Source organism: Thalassotalea coralli (assembly GCF_055786205.1).
On sequence record NZ_JBVVBK010000011.1, the window covers coordinates 56,226 to 76,103 of the forward strand.

Here is a 19,878-nt window from a genome sequence, read left to right on the forward strand (position 1 = left end):
CACGCTCAAATAATGATAAAAGCCTAGCCATGCCCTCTTCGTCTTCTGTAGTTAGTTTATCGATTGAAAACCATATTGCGTACGTGCAGCTTAATCGCCCAGAAAAGCACAATGCCATCAACATGGACATGTTCATCGCTATCGATAGCACCATTAAGCAACTAGCAAAAGACAAAACGGTAAGAGCGGTAATAGTATCAGGCAATGGCGACAATTTTTGCTCTGGTATCGACATTAAATCGGTACTGACCAACCCTAAACATGCCATTAAATTATTGTGGAAATGGCTACCAGGCAATGCCAACTTAGCACAGCGAGTATCTGTGGGTTGGCGCATGCTAGATGTACCCGTAATTATGGCGATATCAGGCCATTGCTGGGGCGGCGGTATGCAAATTGCCCTTGGCGGCGACTTTCGAATTGCGACACCGAATACATCACTTGCGGTAATGGAAGCCCATTGGGGATTAATTCCAGACATGGGCGGTACACTCGCACTACAAGAGTGCATGAGCGAAGATCAAGCCATGAAACTCGCTATGACGGCCGAACCCATTTCAGGCCAAGACGCCCTCGCCCTTGGTTTAGTCACCGACACATCAGAAACACCACTTGCAGCAGCCCAGCAGCTAGCTGAAAAACTGGTTAACCGCTCACCAGATACAAACCGCACTATCAAAAAGATGTACCACTCTATCTGGCAGCCTAAAACCCGACGTATCTTATCCAAAGAAACCCTCAATCAACTCAAAGTAATCATAGGTAAAAACCAAAAAATTGCCGTTAAAAGAGCGCAAGGTAAAACAGATATTGAGTTTAAGTGATAGGAAAGTTTAAGTGCCTTTTAGTAACACTTTGCTTCCTGACAGAATGTGACGCTCGCCCAAAATCTCTCGAACTCATAACTTATGAGTCAGAACTAAACCTCAAAAATGTAAAAAGCTACCCACAATATTTATTCAACAAAAAGACAATATTTAATTTTATCTTTAGTTTTTAGGTAATTAAGCCAAGTTCCTTATTATTTTTTCTACACCAGTCTTTGCGCATTATTGTCCCCTTCAAAATCAATGCTAACGTTATTTGCAAAGAAAAATGTGTTAACTGCCAACTCTATAATCAGAAGCTATAACACAACAAATGGAATGAATAAAAGGTGGGACTATGCCCCTATTGTATCAATACAGAGCTAACCATTTATTGAGAAAATCAGCATTAGTGATAATAGTTAATTATGCTGTTCTAGGTTTAATTCTACTTATCTTTGCCGCGGAAAACTCAACACAGCTAACCGGGTTGATGTGGCTAATAAATTGTTCACTCGCTTATCGCGCCTTAACAAATCGCTCGAGTAATCTTTATTACCTGTCGTCTATCGGTTTAGTGGTACTAATTTCCATTTCCTTGATTCCTCACATGGAGCATTTGTCGGCTGTTTCAGTTTGTTTTGCTATCGGGTCTTGTTTTGCTTTATGTGTATTGCTGTTTAACATTCATACGCAATTGTTCAGAGGGATAAGCTCATGAATACGTTTGTTTATTTCAGGATAAATTTCTTCGCTATAAGCGTAGTTTTGCTAACAGCAATTTTGGCTTTTTATCCATTCCATCTAGTATATTTTCTATTTTTCAGTAGCTTGATAACGCTATTGGTTGTTCAGGTGTGTTTACTTACCTTTAAGCCCAAATATTTATTGTTTACCAGGCTAGATAAAACCACTTACCTCACGCGCAACTGGCGAGGAAAATTCATCGCAATGCAAAATGCAGAATTTCATTATTTCAAGTGGCTATGCATTTATCGCCTTGCCATCATGAATAAGACTGAACAACAAAGCTATTACTTTCTATCTAAACCTAAGTTAGCTTTTTCATTCCTCGACGATTCTTTAAATATAAGTTACTCACGATTAAATTTATCCACTGACCCTAAAAGGCGAAGAAGCGATTTGGCTTCAGAAAACTACTTTAACGCTGAAGGTGAGACTGTCAAAAACAATTGAAATTTTCAGTTCTGACTCTCAACGAAATTTGAGATTCAAAACTACAACCCGACTCGAAAAGAGTCACTCAACTACAAGGAAATGTTATGAAAACACTAAACAAAGAAGAACAAGTACAAGTCCAAGGCGGACTTTGCACCTCAGTTTATTGTGATATCGAGGAGCTAAATTTTGGACGATCGCCGGTTATCTCGCCAGAGGATATTCATGGCCCTCTCCTACCGGGTCCATCTCCAATTAAGCCAAGGGACAAGGTCGAAAAGTACTAACCCCGAAAAGAGCGCTTCGGCGCTCTTTGCACTTTTAACTCTTATTCCAAATAATTATATAAATATTTTTTAGTGACCAACTGATGAATAAGAAAGAAGTCTCAAATCATTTTCCCCAACGCTGTTTAGCCATCGGATTTTCCTTGCTAGCAATGTATATTTTTTGGAAGTTATCTCTTGAAATCTCCAGTATAAGCATTCTAGGAATTTCTATTTATTTTTATAACTTTCATAAGGTTAGTAAGAATATTTACTTCGTTCTCGTGCTTACTTTAATCATTGGCTTAACCTTTACCTACCCCCTTACTTCGTCATTATTTTCACTACTGATTTCCCTCACAAGCGTGTTGATATTTATCGTTATCATTCTTAGTAAAAAGTTGTAATTATTGCCTTGGTGATATTTATGCCTAGCTTGCAAAGTATAAAATTCCGTGATTTAGTTATAAACACAATATTAACAATATAATTACATTTAGTATAAACTCCCTTTGTACTAAATTAATTTCATTATGTAGCATTTATAATAAGAAGAGTGCTGTAACATGGAAGATTTAGGTATTATTGAGCTGGATGATTGGTTATTTGATCCGCTAAAGAAAACACTAATAAAAATAAGTAGTACACCAGCCTCTGAAGTCACTGAAGAAAACTTGGAGGCAAGGCATTCAGATCTACTTTTACATTTAATTCAATTAAATGGTGAAGTTGCCACTAGAGAGAATTTAATTCAAGATGTTTGGAAAAATCGTTATGTCGATGATCGTACGATAAATTCGACAATTTCTCGTCTTAGAAAGCTCTTAGGTGGCGAAAAAAATAGGTATATTAAGACTCAGTCCAAACAAGGTTACAAGTTTGTTGGTAATTATAAGTTTATTCCACGACCTAAACTTTCAAAAACCCTCCCGTTCCACCAAACAGAAAAAATTCCTGTAAAAGTCAAAGTTGCAACGATCGGAATTGTAACCATCATTGTCTGCTTACTATCTTTAATTTTTAATAAAATAGCTAACCAACCTGAAGTTATTCAGGTCACCGAAATTGAAATTGAACCAATGACTTATGAAGAGGGAGCTGAATATTCACCCACTTTATCTTTTGATGGAAAATTTTTGGCCTATGTTCACACGGACATTTCTCAAAATTTAACGCAAATAGCAGTACAAAACACTGAAAGTAAAGAAACAATCTATGTAGGTAATGGCAAAGTAAATAGTGCTCCAACATGGGGCCCGAACACCTATGAGTTATTTTTTACTAGCCAAGTAGAGAATGAGTGTGTAATAAAAAAAGTTACTTTAACATCTGACGTTCAAGAGAAGGATATTTCAAAAGTATATTCGTGCGGAAACAAGTATAATTACCCGTCTTTAGATGTTAGCTCAGACAATAAATGGCTCTATTATATTTATTCGGAGAATTCAAAACCTAACGTTATTAAACGACTAGAACTCAATAGTTTACTGGTCGAAACTCTCACTTTTCCGCCAGTAAGTATGCAGGGCGACTTTGATTTATCGGTCAACTCTGACGGCAATTTACTTAGCTTTATACGATACTACGATGATTTAACAAATGATTTGATGATGTTAGATTTAGAAAGTGGCAGCCTAACAAATATAACAAACGGCGAGCATTTTGTGGATTCTGCCGTTTGGCCTGAATCTAATAATCGAAACTTACTATTTACTAATTCAAAAAATACTCTATTCAACTACTCTGCTGTTACAGGTGAATATTTACCAACTCTAGTCTATTCAAAAGATATCTCGTCCCCTTTATTAACAAGTGAAGATGAGATAATTCTTTCCGTCGGTGGTGAAATTACGACTGACGTATATAGTTTTCAAACGAAAGTCCAGCAAAATGCTTTTGATTTGAGAGTTTCATCTTCTTTTACTGATCATAGCCCTGATATCATTAAAATTGGAAAAGAAGAAACCATAGTATTTGCTTCCAATAGATCGGGTAAATTTGAAATATGGTTGAAGAATGCAACTCAACTTTATCAGCTTACAAATTTTTCAAATAAAAATATTTATATTTCTGATATTGGAATCTCAAATACCGCTAAATTTGTTCTATTCAAGCTAGATGACCTATTTCACATACTAGATATAACTACAGGAAAAATTGAAAAACTGCACCTTAATTTCGATATAATTAGAAATGCTACTTGGAAATGTGGGGCTACTGACATTTTATTTATTACTATTTTGAACAGCGGCACGTGGGAGCTAATCGAATACAACATAACAACTCACCAATATTCAATTGCAAAAACCGAAATCACGACCTTTAAATCCGATTGTTCAATACAATCCTATTATGCAACAGTATTCAAAAGACCTGAGATTCAAGTTTTGAATAAAAAACTGACTGTCATAGACTCAATTAATATAAAAAATGTTGATTTATCTAGCCACCATACTTGGGCCGTTTCAAACGGCGCACTTTACTACACTGAAAATCTTAAACTTAGAAAACTCGATTTGGCTTCAAAAGACATAGAAGATATCAATGATGGCTCTAAATCTATTCACCAAATTCAGAGTTTTAATGACGAGTTAATTTTTAGCGTAATTAAACAACAAGATAGCTATATTGGGAAAATAACTACACCAATTTTGACAGAAACAACAATTTTACAATAAAAATTTACTTTTTATGAACATAATCAATCCGAACTTTTTAAAAATGAGGATAGGACTAAAATGGAATTAACCGGTTATCTACTAATGTTTTATTTACAGACTATAAGTAGTCTAGATAAACAGCAATTAAATATAGCTTCCAACAATAAACACACTTCTATTAGTGAAAAAACGCCCGCAAAAGATACGGTTAGTAATTCAACCCCAAAATCTAAACTAGTTAAGATAGGTGGATAATTACAAACAGTTCATTTGAATAGCAATCTAATGACGACTTACATTATTAATATATGATTCGCCAACTTGAATATAAAAAAGTTAGCGAATCATATAAGTTATGACTTACCCCAAATTCATTTCTTATCTATCACCAAAAAGTCATACTCAAGAAAACATCTATTCCAAAAAGCAATAAAAAACCTAACAATTTCATACACTCGTAAAATAACTGTAAAACCAAAGTAACAATTACGTAAATTATGATCAATAATTGTATACAATAGAATCTATTGTTAACTGTTTTGTTGTCAGTTGATGGGGTTCTAGGTTGGCAAGGAATGCCGAATAAATCAGGGATGGTTATATAAGTAAAACTCTACTGTGGAGAACAACAATGAAAAAAATAACGACAGGAACGCGGTACGGTATTTTCCTTTTAACAAGTTTACTTTTTGCAGGTTCTGCGGCGGCTACCCCAACAGCAGCGGCAGATAATAAAGTAGCTTCCCCCTCAAGTAAAGACGCAAGATTCTCACCTATTGGTAGTGGATCGCCTTCTTTTTTAAAGAGCTTAGTATCAAGAGCTGATCTTATCTTTCATGGCAAGGTTGTTGATATTAGCGAAAGCATGTCGATTGAAGAAATCCCCTACACTTTTATTACTTATCAGGTCAATGAAGTGATAGGCGGTAACTACTCAAACGATACCATTACGGTGAAGTTTGTTGGCGGTACATTTCCAAACGGCAATAAACTTAGCGCAACAAATACACCCACGATAAAAATGGATGAAGAATCTATTTTAATGGTGCAAAAACGCAAAGACACAGGTTGTGATTTTGTTGATTGCGAGCACGGTCGTTTCTTAATTAACGGCAACAAGGTGTTTGCCGCCAATGAAGCAGCGATTGTGGTTGATGATAAAGGCGGTGTTGATTACATCTCACTGGCAGGTCAACGCCGAGGCACTCATAAATCCAGCCTAGATAAATCTAGCGTTCGCGGCTTTATTGATCACCTAAAGGCCATCGACCAGAAAAAATTACCTAGTGGAGATTCGCTCACTCATGCACGAGTGGAAGTAGAAGACACTAATATTCACCAAGCATTTCACGCTTATAAAGCACTAACTCAAGCAATGGCGGGCCCGAAAGTGCCAAGCAGTATTGCTAAACAAGCGGCGCCACAAACAGCGGGCAGCGCACAAGATCAATGGGAGTTAGAGCAACTAAGAAAAAATGGTGGAAACCCTGTGCTTAACAGCACATTTTCCGATGGCAACAAGTAGCCAACTAACGTTTTATCTTTTTATTAAGCGAGAAAAACAATGAAAAAGTATATTAGTAAGTTAGTGTTGGCAGCTGTTTGTACACTCGCCAGCACACAAGTATTTGCCCATAAATATTGGACAGATTGTAACAACAACACCCCGAGAAAATGGCCAGGTAGTGGCTTTACTTTTAATGCCAACCCAGCGGGTTTTGACGGTCAATATGCCTTTTGGCGCACCTCGTTTGGTGTTGCGGTGCAGCGAGTAAATGACGCACCCATGAACCTGACGATTGGCCTGCAAGTAGATAACGACACCCTTGTTGGCGTGGGTAATGGCGAAAGTGAAGTTTGGTGGAACGACAGTGGTAATTCAGCTGTTGGCTACAACATTACTAACCCATGTGGCACAACCATTGAGGGCGATATTATCTTCCACAACACTGTTGGCTACGATGACAGCATGGATGATAAAACTAATTTCTGGAACTACGGCGGTAATAGCCGTTCTTTCGAAACCACAGCGATCCACGAAATTGGCCATACCATAGGCTTGGCGCATGAAAACCGCTACTACAATATTATGGGTTCAGACTATACCCATATTCATACAACAGGTAACAACGCAGTGCGCTCGTATCTGGGTGAAGATGCCGTCAATGGTTTGATTGGACTATACGGTTCAAGCAATCGTGAAGATTTGTCTGTAGCAGCTTGGCGCCACATTGGCTCTTCGGGAGAGTATAGTAGCCACGGGAGAACGCGACTTTTTAATAGTAGCGGTGGTGTACTTAGTGCAACCAAAGCGGTAAGTAGCTGTGGGAACACCCAATGTGAGATGCGCTATAACGTCGACTTAGGTCAACAAATTCAATATGAAATGACCTTAGAAAACAATGGCCGCAATAGCCATACGGTTACCTTAGGTTATTACATCTCTACCAATGCTTCGATTACTACAAGTGATACGCTCATTGGCACAGATACGGTTACATTAACTCGTAACACGCCAGACACTGTTACTCGTAACGTGACGATTCCTAGTAATTTGAACCCTAACACCGATTACTACCTTGGCGTTATTGTCGATAACAACAACAGTGTCAATGAATGGACGGAATCGAATAACAGCAGTTATATGTTTATTCGCACTGGCCAAGGCTCGTCTAACCAATCGCCTACTGCGGAAGCAAATGGCCCTTATTCAGGCACCGTAAATGGTAATATCAGTTTCAGTAGCTCTGGTTCAACAGATCCTGACGGCAGCATCTCTTCTTACAGCTGGAATTTTGGTGATGGAACAAGCTCTAACAGCGCCAACCCAAGTAAGAGCTATTCTGCTGCTGGCAGCTATACTGCAACGTTAACAGTAACGGATAACAACGGCGCTTCTAGCTCTGATACTGCAACGGTAACAGTAACAACCGGTGGCGGTTCTACTTATTGTACGGCATCTGGTGGTGGTAACTACGAGTGGATAGCAGGCGTTTCTGGCGGTGGTTTAAATAACTCTTCAGGCCAAGCGGCTTATACCGATTTTACCTCACAAACAGCTAGCTTAAGTACTGGCAGTAACAGCTTTACCTTTACACCAGGATTTACCAACAATTCTTATACCGAATATTGGTCAGTTTGGATCGACTTTAACAAAGATGGTGATTTCACCGACGCGAACGAGCAGGTATTAAACGGTCAAAGTGGTAATTCGGCGGTGAATGCATCACTGTCAATTCCTACTTCAGCGGCAGGTGTTACTAGCACGAGAATGCGTGTTGTGATGCGTTATAACGGTGCAGCAAGTTCGTCTTGTGGCAACATTGGCTCAGGTGAAGTGGAAGACTACACAGTTAATATTAGTGGTGGCACAGGCGGCAATCTATCTCCAAATGCAAACGCGAATGGACCATACTCTGCAGCCGTTAATGGCAACATTAGTTTCAACAGCAATGGCTCAAACGACCCTGATGGTTCAATAGCTTCTTACAGCTGGAACTTTGGCGATGGCACTAGCTCAACGAGCCCGAATCCAAGCAAGAGCTATTCTTCTGCGGGTTCTTATACTGCAACATTAACGGTTACAGATAACCAAGGTGCTACGGGCACTGATTCTGCGACAGTTACTATTACGGGTGGCGGCTCAGGTAACCTTGAAGATGCTTGTAGCACAGAAGGGCCACAAACAAGCTCGAGTTTAACCAGTGGTGACGCTATTTGTGTTCCTTCAACCACAAACCCAAATGGCGTGCAGTACTACTATATATACGTTCCAGCCGGAACCAATAGTATTTCTATACAAAGTGACTATGGCACAGGTAATGGTGATGTTTACTATAAAGCAAGTAACTGGGCGACAACCTCAAGTTACGATCAGCGCTCAATTGGCTCAAGTAATGCTGAATCAATTACCGTGAATAATCCAGGATCAGGCTATCAATATGTGACTGTTGCTGGTGTAAGAGCAGGAATGACATTAAAAGTTACATTAAACTAGTTTTTCTGGTGTTAACTAACGCTAAAGCCGGACAAGTTATTGCCCGGCTTTTTTATTTTATATAACAAACAAAATGGTGCATTATGCAACACTTTGCGATAGTCTTTTGCTGCTTTTTATCGCAACAAAAGAATAATAAATGAAGAATAACACGGTTACCTTCCAAAACTACTTAGTTTACTTTCTCGCCTTTTCATCAGGCTTTAGCATTATGGGAATTGAGTTATTAGGTGGCAGAATATTAGCGCCATTCTTCGGCAGTAGTGTTCATATATGGGGTAGCATTATTGCCGTGTTCATGCTCAGCCTTTCTATTGGTTATTTAGTTGGCGGTAAGCTTTCCACCAAAGAAGCTTCACTAAAAAAATACGGCCTTATTTTTATTACAGCCGGTATTACGGTAACCCCGATAGCTTTGTGGGCCGTGCCAATTATGGAAACTATTTTTATGGCAATTGAAGACGCAAGGTATGGCTCTTTAGTTGCGTGTATGGCGCTCTTTTTTATTCCAACAATTATTCTCGGAATGATATCTCCCTATTCAGTTAGATTGCTGGTTACCGACAAAAATAGTAGTGGCCAAACAGCGGGTGTGCTGTATTTTGTGTCAACGTTAGGTAGTGCACTTGGCACCATTATGACATCATTTTATTTTGTGCTTTGGTTTGAAGTGAACAGCATTATCGTTTCCTATAGCGTGTTGTTAATTGCCTTAGGGCTGCTTGCCGTTATTTGGCACAAGCAAAAAGGATAACAGGGCATGAGAAATATTGTTTTTTTACTTTTTTTAGTTATCCCAACACTAGCAAACGCTCAAACAGTTCATAAAGAGCGTTCCTTGTATAGAAATATACTGGTTGAAGATACTTACGACCTTAGATGTTTACGCTTTAATGTGAAAAGCAGCAAAACGAACCAAAGCTGTATGTATAAAAGCAACCCGCAGAAAATGGTATTTAATTATACGAAACTGCTGTTTTCGAGCTTACTCGCCTTAGAAGAAGCGCCAAAAAGTGTATTAATTCTGGGTCTTGGCGGCGGCACTATGTCTAACGCAATCCACCAGTTGTACCCTGAGGCCTACATCGACAATATCGACATTGATCCCGCGGTTCTTAAGGTAGCACGAAAGTATTTTGCCTTTATTGAAAACGAGAAAATAACCGCGAGTGCGCAAGATGCGCGTATTTTTGTTAAGCGCGCAGGTTTAAAAAAGAAAAGCTATGACTGGATCATTTTAGATGCTTTTAATGGCGACTACATTCCAGAGCATCTAATGACCAAGGAGTTTTTAGAAGAAACCAAAGCTTTGTTAACGCCTAATGGCGTGCTGTCTGCCAACACATTTTCAATAAGTCGATTATACGATTACGAGTCAGAAACTTATCATCAGGTGTTTGGTGACTTTTTTAATATCAGAAATCTAAAAAATAGTAATCGCGTGATTTTAGCCACCAACCGAGGGCTACCGAGTGCACAGCATATAGATAAAAGAGCGCGACTATTAAGAGAAAAACTTAAGCCATTTGACGTTGATATAATCGCTATAAGTACTTACATGACGTCTACCGCCGATGAAAAAGATTGGCCAAACGACACTAAACCACTTACCGATCAATTTTCACCAGCGAACTTGTTAAATCAATAGCCTTTGGCAAATTAAGTTAGCTATTTACGCTGACTGTACTGCTGTGGTCTGAACTCTGGGTGCCAACTATCATCACAATGAATATAGGCACCATTTTCAGTTGGCGATGGTAATTGCCAAAGCATTTTAAAGCCTTTTGCTTGTTCACTTATTTTCGCTATTTGCCAATTGCTTACCGTTTCTTCTAATGCCTGTTCTAGCTCTGGCGAAAGCGTGCGACAGGTATCAAGCAGGTATCCTTTACCGCTGTCATCTACGGCAACTTCAACTAGTAATAATTCGTGACTAACTTCACTATATAGCTTTTCAGGCAACCCTATTGACATATCACGCACTTGCCAGTGCTTCCATGCATACATTACGTCTTTCACAGGCAGCGAATTTACGTCTACTTCTTTATTAGACTTCTTATTTAAAGTTGTAGCGCTTGATGAGGCATAAGACTGGATGAGTTCTTCAAGAAGGCCCTTCAACGTATATCCATCGTAGCTCTTTAGAACTTGTAACTCGTTTAAGTTTTGAAAAGGGAAATGTCCATTCGCTTTATTAGACATCAACCGATGTTCAATATTAGACATAACCACAGCAGCTTTGTTTAGGTCATTAAAAAGTTGTTCGGTGTCGCTAAAGTCAATATTTATCGACATTCGCTGATCGCGAAACTGTGCAATATCATGGGGTTCATTTGAAAGTTCGGCATAACACTTTCCTTGGTTATCCCAACCCGTTGATAAGGCAAAATCGATCGTTACTTTTTTTCTTTCAGCACTTGGCGTTTCTTTTGTGGTGTATTTCCATTGTTTTACTGATTCAACAGCAGACTTCGCAAAATCGCTGTCTTCAATATAGCGTAGCGGCTCTACAAACAGAGTATTGCCATTTTCGTCGACAAAAAACTGCACCGTAGCACAGCCATTAACACCTTTTTGGGCTTGTTTTGGAGGGAACTTAACGTGTGAACGCTTTTCAATTTGCCATCCTTGACTAAAAACAACGCCACTAGAAAATAAACCGAGTAGCAACAGTATATGACCAATATTCATTTTAAACTTCCTTGTTTTAACTGCGAGTGCTTTAAGTTGCGGCTATTTTACTCAGATTTAACACTATTTTACCAATTTTTCGCTTTCCTTTATTAGCACTTGCGCTTTGCCTAATGAATCAATATGATTGATGCTATTAGAATTATATCAATGATTAAGTTGAAGTAATGCTAGCAATCAAAAGCACTATAAAGAATGCTTAGAAAGCTAGTTAAATACTCGAATTCGCTCAGGAAAAATTAACATGCGCTTGGCTTTACTCGCAATTACGGTTGGCTGTATTTCAGTTGGCTCTCAAGCATTTGCTTTTGAATCAACTACCTCTGGTGGTAACACAGTTGAAAGTCTCCAACTTCAACTGGGTAATAAAGAAACAGAATATGAGAACTTTATTGTTTCGTTAAATGCGTTAAAACAACGCGTAGACGACGAAACTGAAAAACTAGCTCAGTTACGTAATCAAGGTGGTGAGTTACAACAAGCCAGAGATACCGCATTACTCAACATGAATGAGCAGTATGAGAAGCTCGTTGATAACCCAGAACAAGATATCGCTCAAGCACAAAACGCTTACCGCCAAGCAATACTTAATCAAAAGCAAAACAAAGACGATATTAAATCTTCTGTAACTCTGCTGGCTGAACTTAAATCTCAACTTGATCAGGCCCATGTAGATCGTTTCACCTTAGCTAATGCCAGAGAAGCATTAGTTGAAGAGATTCGCATTGCCCGTGTTAAACGTTTGCAAAGCGAATTTGAAAAGCAAGATCAATTACAAGCTACGCAAGTAGTTACTTGTGACTCTCAAGAAACCTTAAAACAATGTATTACTCGTAGCAATCGTTTAGCTAAGCAAAAAGCGTCAAAACAGTTTATTGATAGCCTTTTTGATGCGGCAACAGAGTCTAGCGTGATTAACGCAAACAAAAATGATTCAGCAGCTCAAGTTCGCTTATTAAAGCACAAAGTTGTATCAGGTGAATTTAGTGGTCAAGGTAACTACAGTACAACAATTGCTGTTGACCTTTCGGGCTCGTTACCAAATGCTGAAGCCTGTAAGCTGTTAAACTTATCTGCTCGCTACTGTACTTATAATCAAGAGCACGCTTCAACGGCTAAAGTAAACCTCGAAGCAGGTGACCAAGTAAATTTTAGTGATGACGGCGTCATGTATGAGCTAACGGTTCGCTCAGATCAATACGACGATGAAGTGTTCATTGATGGCGTTAGCTATGGTTCTACGAAGCTTTCAGTTATGCTTTCTTCAGGCATCCATGATGTTGTTATTACCAAGCCAGGTTATATGGATTACCAACAAGAAATCCGCTTAAACAAAAATATGACAGTTAAAGCGGAGTTAGTAAAAGCTTCATTTAATTTTTCTAACGGCGAAAAAGTTCAGGACATTTTGGTAGGTGACGAGCTTGGCCCTGAATTGATTGGTGTTCCTGCTGGTCGCTTTAAAATGGGCGATCTGAAAGGCGCTGGCTTACGCAATGAAAAACCAGCACGCGGCGAAGAAATTTTAAAACCATTTGCTATTGGTCAAAATCAAATCACTGTAGGTGATTTCAAATTATTTGTTAAAGCAACAAATTATGTTACTGAAGCTGAAAGCGGTAACGGTTGTGCAGCATTTATCGATGGCCAACCGCAATACAACAGCGTGTTAAATTGGCGCAACCCAGGCTTTAAACAAACTGATGATCATCCTGTTGTTTGTGTAAGCGTTGCAGACAGTAAAGCTTACTTAAAGTGGTTATCTAAGCAAACAGAACGAAGCTACCGTTTACCTTCAGAAATGGAATGGGAATATGTTGCTCGCGCAGGTAGCGTAGAAAACTACTGGTGGGGTAACGACATTGGCAATGGTAAAGCAAACTGTGCTTACTGTGGTAGCAAATGGTCGAATGTAAGTACTTCGCCGGTCAAGTCATTCCGTGCAAATAAGTTAGGCTTATATGACACGGTAGGTAATGTTTGGGAACTAACCAATGGCGTTACAACAGTAGCTCGTGGCGGTGCGTGGAACTTTGCTCCTAAGCTTGCTAGAACGTCGGTAAGATTAGAGCTTTCTCCAAGCTTTCGTTCAAACTATGTTGGTTTTAGAGCGCTTCGCGAGAACTAATCCCGCGAAAATAGATTGAGAAAAAAAGGAGCTAATAGCTCCTTTTTTTGTCCTTAAAACGCACTCAGAGGCTCTTGGACTGCAACTCTTTTTCTAACGCTAGATAACGTTTAAGATCCTCTTGGTTTCCTTGTCCTAACTCTATAGCTTTCGCTAGATGTATTTTCGCTGAGTTAGTGCGATTAGTTTCTTTCGAAAATTCTGCTAACAAGAAGTGAGCCTCACTCGAATCAGGGTATAACAAGGCATTGGCTGTTAGTAGAAACCTAGCTGCAGTAATATTGCCTTTCTCTTTGAAGTTACGCGCGAAGAACGGGATCATAAAAGGTTCCGCATGTTTACGGTAGATAATATCACTAACTGTCTCAGTAACCTTTTCTTGAACCGTATCCGAATATACATCACTGGCAAGCAATTTTTTAAGTTCAATGAAACGCTCTGTTTTGTATTCATTAGCGGCTACTTTTGCTAACTGATGCGCTTTATCAAAGGCCTCTTCTTCCGTTGTTAACACTTCTGGTTGTATGCCTTTAGCTTCCCAGTTGCTTTGGGTAATTGAATTATAAGAACGGCGATTAGGCATTAATACAGCAACATTGTTGTTTACAGGAAAGAATGCTGTTGGATGCGCACCTCCTCCCGATATTTCTCCAACAACAGTGGCTCTGCCACGAGCTTGTAAGTTATAGGTAAAGGCCTCTGCCGCTGAAAACGTAAAATCACTAGTTATAATAAACAAAGGTACGTTTAACCTCCTGTCCCCTTCTACGGGCTCAGCACGAAGCTCTGTCCATGTATCTTTCTTGCGATGATAGGTTTTACCAATCAGTGTATTTTCAGGCAAAAAATAACTGCTTAAATAATTTACCGGTTGGCCACCGCCGCCATTGTTCGTTAAATCAAAAATGATGGCATCTACGGTTCTAAGGTAAGTCATTAGGCCATCAACTTGATGCTTATCTTCTGCCCTAAAACCATCTATTTTCACGTAGCCTACATTACCTTCTAGTATTTTAATATCTTGAAAGCCGCCCTTTCTAAAACGCGTGAGCACTTCGACATGTGTATCTAAGACATTACGGTCCTGATCATTCGGCCTAGGGCGCGGAATAATAACGCGGAAGTGTTTGTCGTTAAGTATTGTTTGAATTTCTTTAGTTAGCGCTTTAGTAAAAGCAAGTTTGTCTGTTATATCAGCTAGCTTTCGCTCTTTTATTAATTCATCTAGCAACACGCCGACTCTTTCAGCTTTATCCAAGTAAATATAGTGCTCTGCTAAAGACTTTTTCAGTTCTGTCATAACACTTACCTGTTGCTCAATAGTAATGCTGTCGGACTGCTCTGCCATAACTTCAACACTTATGAGAGCAAATATTATTGCGAGCACTTGTACTTTGATTTTTTTGAATTTATTCATGTCTTTTATATCCATACGTTGGTAAATCACATACACTGCTCACGGTATAAATAACTGAGTAAAAAGCGATAGAGGAAGTGTTATTTTTTCCTTAAGAAAAGCTTAAGACGATTAAAATCAAAGGATAGCGATTAGTTTGAGTTATATTGATAAAGCTTATTTAACCAACAATATCTTCCAAATTGGTAATTTTAGTGTTGATGCTAAAAGAGGTGTCATCTTCAACAATACCAAATCGACTTCTGTCGAACCTAAGGTGATGCAAGTATTGCTCTGCCTTTGTCAAAATCCAAAACAAGTCGTTCGACAAGAGGAAATATTTGAAGAAGTTTGGCCTAAATCCATTTTTAACCCCAACTCGCTAAGACGTTGCATTGCTGAATTAAGAAAAGCATTAGATGATAACAATAAGCAAATTATCGCTACTCACCCCAAAATCGGTTATAGCATTAATTCTGATGTAGTATTTAAAGAACAAAAGCCAAAGTTATTTGAACAAAAAGGAAAGTTTGAAATGGTTGTTGGCGGTTTGATCCTAGCCACTCTTTTTCTGCTTTACTTATTTCCACAAACAAAAACGTCCAATACCACCTTAAGTATTTCATCTATACAACCCGTAACTGCGACTGACGCAATAGAAGACTTCATTGCTCTTTCTTCTGCCGAAGATAAGCTCGCTTTTACTCGAGAAATGGATAAGAACAAAAGAGCCATCTGGCTAAAGAACCTCGAAAGTGGCGAAGAACATATTTTAGATATTGCTCAACAAAATATTAGAAACTTGGCGTGGGGAGAATCTAATGAAGATTTATATTATGTCGAAGTATTTAATAAAGGTTGGGCAATTTGGCATTTAAGGCTCGATAGTGATCACCAAGTAATCACGCAATCAAAAGTTATCGAAAACAATAATAGTGATTGGATAAGTACTATTAGAATCTTCGACTCTAGTTTGTATTATATTGAAAAAAGCGACGGTAATTTCGATGTTATCAAAACATCATTAAACGATTTAGCCAATACTACTCTTTTACAAAGCGATGCTGACTTTAAGCCGTACGATATCGCAATGAATGAACAGCAACAGTTATTAGCTGTTTCTGGGCAAAATCAAGACAATGACTCTGTTATAAAGCTCGTTTCTCTTACGACAAACTCGTTGGGTCACGAGTCTGACTATTTTCTGTTAGACACTAAGCAAAGATTTAGTATCGAATATCTGCCGCAAAACAATAGCTTTTCTTTAAACAGCGGAAGAGAGATTTTTCAATTAAATGACGAAGGTGAGATAAATAAGATTGATTTGGAGCACTACCAATTCATTCGCTTTGTAAAACCTTCTAAAGTTAGCAATAACCTTTACCTTATCTCTTCAAAACTAGATACCGACTTTGTCCTACATACCGCCAATAGTGATAACGTCAAATCTATAGTAAACAGTAATGGAATGGATTATTTCCCTTCTATTTCACCAAACAACGGTCATCTCGCTTTTTATTCGACGCGCTTTGGCTTACCTCAATTGTTTATTAAAGATCTCGGCACAAACAAGACTAAAAGAGTATTCGCGAATGAGCAGCAGCACCTTAATGTAGAAAAAAGCATATGGAGCCCTTCAGGTAACGAATTAGCTTTCTCAGTTGGCTATAACATCTATTGGGTGGAAACTTCATTTCAGGAACAACCAAAACGACTTAGTAGTAAAGGACGCGTACTTTCATGGTTCCCAGACGGCAAACATTTACTTGTGCTTCAAACTAAATCAAAGACTAAAACACTCGTAAAACTGAATACTAAAGATAATTCCATTGAATCGCTCGGCAATTATGATTCAGGTTATCCTTTCATTGGTGAGTCAGGAAACACCTACCTTGTAATAGGCAAAGAACTAAAACGATTAAATGATAATGGTGCCTGGCAACTCCACACTACATTTGAAACTAGTGTGAAGCGCATTATTCGTCATCAAATTACGACATTTATTCAGTTTAAGAATGACGCTAATTGGTACAGCTGGTCTGAAAATAAAGGAATACAGAAAACTTCGTTTGAAGATAAAGGGAACTCGACAATAGCAACTATCAGTGATGATCAAAGCCTAGCGATAGTCGTTTCTGAATTACGTCAAAATGATATTTTAAAGCTAGGCTATAAGTAGCAATTAGTTAGACTATGTTGCCTATTAATCACATTTACTAGAAGTTTTCCTAGAATGCTTAACTGAATCGTTGATTTCTTTCATTTCCTGATCTGTTAAATCACGCCATTGACCAGGTTTTAAGTTACCAAGCTTCACATTCATAATACGATCGCGCTTAAGCTTTTTAACTTCATAGCCTAAGTATTCACACATACGACGGATTTGACGATTTAGGCCCTGTGTTAAAACAATTCTAAAAACAAATTTACCTTGTGGCGTTACTTTACAAGGGTTAGTAATAGTTCCTAGGATAGGTACACCTTGAGACATGCGTTTAACAAACCTTTCACTAATAGGTTTATCTACTGTTACAACATATTCTTTGTCATGGGCATTTTCAGCACGCAATATCTTATTAACTATGTCACCGTCACTAGTAAGAAAGATTAAGCCCTCTGACGGCTTGTCTAAACGACCAATAGGAAAGATTCTTTCCTTATGGCCTATAGCATCAACGATATTGCCTTTTACCTTTTTTTCAGTCGTACAGGTAATTCCGATCGGCTTGTTATAAGCGATATAAACACGATCTGACTTGTTTTTAGCCGTTGCAGCTATCGACTTGTTATCAACCCTAACATCATCACCAGGCATTACTTTGGTGCCTAGTTCAGGCGATTTGCCATTAATAGTGACCCTATTAGCTTCTATTAACCGATCTGCTTCTCTTCTTGAGCAGAAGCCCGATTCACTAATATATTTGTTTAAGCGTTTGCCTTCAGACGACACAAGAATTCTCTGTTAACTATCATGCGGAAATTTTATCGCAACTAGCATCATACCACTAGCGAGTTCCAATATTTTTACTATTTTTATGTATGCGAAAACGCACTCACATGACTTTTTCAAGGAGAGAAAGATGCGAATTATTACAGCCTTTATCAGTACCCTTTTTGCTAGTTTTTGCTGTTTAGCTAACAATCTAACGATAAACCTTCAAGCCGAGATACTGCAAAGTAATATCAGTCAATACGCACCAGGCGAGTCATTTGATATTACGCTTCAATACAGCTCTTCTATAACGGGAGCATTCAATATTGGACAACACCAATTCAACACATTTGACGATAGTGACATTGGAAGTCACATTACGGTGACATTTTCCGATGGCACCACTATCAGCACCACGAATGGGATGAACCCTCGAGTATCTATTCATTCACACGCTGTAGCGCTTCTAAACGAATTACATCGATATAGCAATGATTTTACGTCAAATCAGTTAGTCGTTACTGGACCAACAGCTTTACCTAATATAGATATATTGGGACTTCATTTAGATCAAGTGATCTATTACACCCCGTTAAGTTACAAAAAGACTTGGTCGACTAATCTTAATGATTATGAAGTAAAAGAGTTTTACATAGGTAATTCAATGGGGGATGAGATAATTGCCAAGGTTACAAACATAACCACTAGTGCTCCCGTATCACCAAGTAAACCTGAATTGTTTACTGTTAATTTTAAAGCGACTGTTAGCTATGTCGAAAATAGTACGGTAATGGTGGGAGATGTGATTGAGGCAACCTTGTCATATGATATAGATAAAGATACAAGTGCTCATACCGGTCTTAATTATTGGGACACAGATTTAACACTGGGTGCGGGGATTAACGTTAAACTAGCTGACGGTACGGTATTCGATTCAAACTTTAAGACCCAAAACTTCTATGAATTTCTGACATTGAACAGCGACACAGTTGATCATAACAACGGTAACTTTACTAGAAACATGATTTTTAATAGTGAAGTAACCGAATTTACACCAACGCATATGTTAAATAACCCTATGCAAAGCCCAGCTTTCACCGCTTCTTTATTTTTTAAAGAAGACTTCTCTAGCTCCCCTTCACCGCTAAAAGATTCATGGTCAATCAATTTAATTGACTATGAAGAAGCAACTATAGATCTCTATTCTTATAATAATGGACAACAAAGTTTAATCATTGCCGACGTTACTGAAATCTCGATCGGTGAGCCTATTTCCCCTAGTAGCAACATTTCCTTATCCACAGGTGTTGATAATGTGAGTATTCCGTCATCAGGGGGAACATTGAACTTTAGTACGCTAATAGACAATCCTAATCCTAGTACCATACCTTTCTTATTGTGGGAGTTTATTACTATGCCAGATGGGACACATTTCAATATATCCACACCTACCACATCAACACTTAATGCAAATGGCTCTAACGTAGTCAATAGTTCTTTTTTAGTCCCTGAATATTGGCCTGACGGCACTTATACATTTAAAGCGAACTCAATGATTGTCGGTACAGGTACTACTGCAATAAGTGAGGTTAACTTTGTAAAAGGAAGTCCTTAGACTCGATACGTGTATTGCATATAGATTTTCGGAGCCGTAAAAAGCAAAAAACCCGTAGCGTTAGCTACGGGTTTTTCTAAATAGGTGCTTAGCAATAGACTTATCACTCGCAGAGCTCGTGCTGAAAAATTGGGATAAAGCCAAACTGTTGGCTTTCTCTATTAACCAATTTTCCTCTACTCGAGAGTAGGACATTCTAAACCCTACA

12 protein-coding genes are annotated in these 19,878 nt (G+C 38.5%); 9 read left to right on the forward strand and 3 right to left on the reverse strand.

Features of this window, described 5'->3' with window-relative positions; genetic code table 11:
• The first annotated feature begins 29 nt into the window (after nucleotides 1-29).
• From ACOB80_RS20320 to ACOB80_RS20345, 6 genes are all read left to right on the forward strand, one after another.
• Nucleotides 30-824, forward strand: a complete 795-nt coding sequence (locus ACOB80_RS20320; protein ID WP_473167711.1) for a crotonase/enoyl-CoA hydratase family protein — start codon at nucleotides 30-32, stop codon at nucleotides 822-824.
• Between the two features lie 1,993 nt (nucleotides 825-2,817).
• A complete protein-coding gene (locus ACOB80_RS20325) occupies nucleotides 2,818-4,929 on the forward strand; it encodes a winged helix-turn-helix domain-containing protein (RefSeq protein ID WP_473167712.1) in 2,112 nt (703 codons plus the stop codon).
• Nucleotides 4,930-5,542: 613 nt separating this feature from the next.
• On the forward strand, nucleotides 5,543-6,436 hold the full coding sequence (locus ACOB80_RS20330) for a hypothetical protein (protein WP_473167713.1): 894 nt from the start codon (nucleotides 5,543-5,545) through the stop codon (nucleotides 6,434-6,436).
• Between the two features lie 39 nt (nucleotides 6,437-6,475).
• Nucleotides 6,476-8,908: a PKD domain-containing protein gene (locus ACOB80_RS20335; RefSeq protein WP_473167714.1), complete on the forward strand. Its 2,433-nt coding sequence runs from the start codon at nucleotides 6,476-6,478 to the stop codon at nucleotides 8,906-8,908.
• Nucleotides 8,909-9,047: 139 nt separating this feature from the next.
• Nucleotides 9,048-9,662 carry a fused MFS/spermidine synthase gene (locus ACOB80_RS20340; protein ID WP_473167715.1) on the forward strand — a complete coding sequence of 205 codons (615 nt, stop codon included), beginning with the start codon at nucleotides 9,048-9,050 and terminating at the stop codon, nucleotides 9,660-9,662.
• Between the two features lie 6 nt (nucleotides 9,663-9,668).
• On the forward strand, nucleotides 9,669-10,556 hold the full coding sequence (locus ACOB80_RS20345; RefSeq protein ID WP_473167716.1) for a spermidine synthase: 888 nt from the start codon (nucleotides 9,669-9,671) through the stop codon (nucleotides 10,554-10,556).
• 20 nt (nucleotides 10,557-10,576) lie between these two features.
• Here the strand turns inward: ACOB80_RS20345 and ACOB80_RS20350 are convergent, their stop codons facing one another.
• Entirely contained in the window at nucleotides 10,577-11,599 is a 1,023-nt protein-coding gene (locus tag ACOB80_RS20350; RefSeq protein ID WP_473167717.1) for an energy transducer TonB, read from the reverse strand.
• A 244-nt stretch (nucleotides 11,600-11,843) separates the two neighbouring features.
• Between ACOB80_RS20350 and ACOB80_RS20355 the strand changes: the two genes are divergently transcribed.
• A complete protein-coding gene (locus ACOB80_RS20355) occupies nucleotides 11,844-13,727 on the forward strand; it encodes an SUMF1/EgtB/PvdO family nonheme iron enzyme (protein ID WP_473167718.1) in 1,884 nt (627 codons plus the stop codon).
• Between the two features lie 64 nt (nucleotides 13,728-13,791).
• Here the strand turns inward: ACOB80_RS20355 and ACOB80_RS20360 are convergent, their stop codons facing one another.
• Nucleotides 13,792-15,144 carry a S41 family peptidase gene (locus tag ACOB80_RS20360; protein WP_473167719.1) on the reverse strand — a complete coding sequence of 451 codons (1,353 nt, stop codon included), beginning with the start codon at nucleotides 15,142-15,144 and terminating at the stop codon, nucleotides 13,792-13,794.
• A 136-nt stretch (nucleotides 15,145-15,280) separates the two neighbouring features.
• Between ACOB80_RS20360 and ACOB80_RS20365 the strand changes: the two genes are divergently transcribed.
• Entirely contained in the window at nucleotides 15,281-17,302 is a 2,022-nt protein-coding gene (locus ACOB80_RS20365) for a winged helix-turn-helix domain-containing protein (protein WP_473167720.1), read from the forward strand.
• Nucleotides 17,303-17,326: 24 nt separating this feature from the next.
• Here the strand turns inward: ACOB80_RS20365 and rluF are convergent, their stop codons facing one another.
• Nucleotides 17,327-18,073, reverse strand: a complete 747-nt coding sequence (gene rluF, locus ACOB80_RS20370) for a 23S rRNA pseudouridine(2604) synthase RluF (protein ID WP_473167721.1) — start codon at nucleotides 18,071-18,073, stop codon at nucleotides 17,327-17,329.
• A gap of 130 nt (nucleotides 18,074-18,203) precedes the next feature.
• On the opposite strand from rluF, the gene ACOB80_RS20375 reads away from it, so the two are divergent.
• On the forward strand, nucleotides 18,204-19,670 hold the full coding sequence (locus tag ACOB80_RS20375) for a hypothetical protein (protein WP_473167722.1): 1,467 nt from the start codon (nucleotides 18,204-18,206) through the stop codon (nucleotides 19,668-19,670).
• Nucleotides 19,671-19,878 lie beyond the last annotated feature (208 nt).